This is a genomic window from Corallococcus sp. CA053C (genome assembly GCF_003611675.1).
GTDB lineage: Bacteria > Myxococcota > Myxococcia > Myxococcales > Myxococcaceae > Corallococcus.
On sequence record NZ_RAWA01000731.1, the window covers coordinates 1 to 2,036 of the forward strand.

The following is a 2,036-nucleotide window of genomic DNA, read 5'->3' on the forward strand; positions in this document are numbered from 1 at the left end:
GCTCATGTCGGTGCACTCACCAGGGGTGCTCAGCTCTTCCTTTCCCTGCAAGCTCAACCCTGCCCACGGTGCTGGCGGCCGCTCGGCCTCCAGCACCTTTCTTCAGATAATTAGGGACACCCCCTAGGGCACGTCCGGGTGCCTGCCTCACGGGGGCCCGGGAATCCGTAGTACATCCCTTCCGTCGGCGTCGAGTCAGGGGCTCCCCCGGGCCCCTGGACTGAGCGAGGTAGGCCCATGCAGTGCCCCGAGTGCGGTGAGAGCGCGGCGGACGTCCGCCTGACGTACTGCGAGAACTGTGGCGCGAAGATGCCGGCCAGGCCCGCGAGCGCCGCGCCTCGAGGAGGTGCCCGGAGCACGCGTCCCAGCCGGCCCATGACGGAGCCCGCCTACGCGTCGGAGCTGATGGACGAAGAGGAGGAAGCCCGCCAGGGCCGTGCCCCTCCGGGCCGCGTCACCACCGGTCACGCCGCGAAGAAGCCTGCGCCGCCGGTGGTCGAGGAGGACGATTCGTACGCCGGGCCCCGCTGGCTGAAGGAGGTGCCGGGCCACTCGCAGAGCGTGGTGGGCGTGGGGGTGGTGACGTTCTGCCTGGTGCTCTCCATCCTCCCCTTCTTCCCCAACGTGGGCGTGCTGGGCACGCTGCTGACGCTCGTGGGCGGGGTGGCGGTCGTCGCGCGCGAGCTGCGCCGGAGCGGCGAGGCGCCGGGCTGGGTGGACCACGTGCCGTCGGTGCTGCTGCGGCCGGAGGTCCCCGCCGCGTACACGCTGCTGCTCCTGGCGCTCGCGGTGGGGCTGCTGGGCTTCAACCTCCTGCTGCTGCTGTGGGTGGCGGGCGCGCTGCTGGTGGCGGTGGATCAGTACAAGCAGGTCATCGAAGGGCCGGACGGCGTGGGGCGCCACTTCGAGGTCCGCTCGCTGCTCGGCTTTCCCCGGGTGCTGGCGCTGGCGGGCGTCGCGGTGTGCCTCATCGCCCTCTTCCTCCCCTGGGGGACGATGATGGCGGACGGGTCGCCGGTGCCGGACCACGGGTCGGTGCCCGGGAGCGTGCGCGGTGCGCCGCCGGAGCTGCGCGTGATTCCCAGCAACCGTCCCTCGGATGACTCGCTCTACCAGACGGGCGGCGTCGTGAGGCGCTCCGGCTGGGACCTGCCCCTGTCGGAGCTGCCGGAGCTCGCGCTGCTGGCCGTGCTGGTGCTGGCCGCGCTGCGCCCGGAGACGGAGCGGCCGGCCTTCGCCCGCTGGGTGCCGGTGGGCGCGGTGAGCGTGAGCCTCCTCTGGGCGCTCGTCGGCGTCCGCCTGGCCGTGGGGCCCTTCGCCTTCCTCTTCGGCCTGGGCGCCGTGGGCTTCTATGCGGTGCGACATGCCCTGGACCGCGAGGAGCCCGGCTCACAGCTCCCGCCCGAGGAGGAGGAGGAGCCGTACGATCCCGACCAGGACCTGGAGACCGAGCGCGACACGGGCTGAGCCCCACGTCGCCCCCTCGGCTCCAAGGAAGCGCGGAGGGAGGCCTGGGTGGCGGGCGTGCGTCCCAGGTTTCGCTGTGCAATACCGGTCAGGGGGCGGTAGTTAGGGACGGCCCCCGCTGGAGCCCCGATGACCGCTGTTCTCCTCTCGTTGACCCTCGCCCTGAGCCTCGCCACGGGGCAGTACGCGCCGCAGCAGGCCGCCAGTGATCCGCTCGCGCCGGCCCGGGAGGCGCGGGTGCAGCAGCTGGCGAAGAAGCTGCGCTGCGCGGTGTGCCAGGGGCTCTCCGTGGCGGACAGCCCGTCGTCGATGGCGCGCGCGCAGTTGGACAAGGTGCGCGAGCTGGTGGCCGACGGGAAGACGGACGAGCAGGTCGTCGACTACTTCGTGGCGCGCTACGGCGAGTGGGTGTTGCTGGAGCCGCGCGCGGAGGGCTTCAACTGGTTCGTGTGGCTGGGCCCGGTGGTGCTCGTGCTGGGCGGCCTCTTCGTCATCGTCCGGCAGCGGCGTCCGGTGCCCGAGGGCGCCGTGGCCGCCGAGGCCGTGACCGCCCCCTCCCCTTCCTCCCC

Annotated in this window: 2 protein-coding genes; both read left to right on the forward strand. The window is 72.8% G+C overall.

Going from position 1 to position 2,036, the window contains the following annotated elements:
* The first annotated feature begins 237 nt into the window (after positions 1–237).
* A complete protein-coding gene (locus tag D7V97_RS42665) occupies positions 238–1,467 on the forward strand; it encodes a zinc ribbon domain-containing protein (RefSeq protein WP_120616233.1) in 1,230 nt (409 codons plus the stop codon).
* A 129-nt stretch (positions 1,468–1,596) separates the two neighbouring features.
* Positions 1,597–2,036 (forward strand): cytochrome c-type biogenesis protein (locus D7V97_RS42670; RefSeq protein WP_147445245.1); only part of this gene is annotated, 440 nt, incomplete at its 3' end.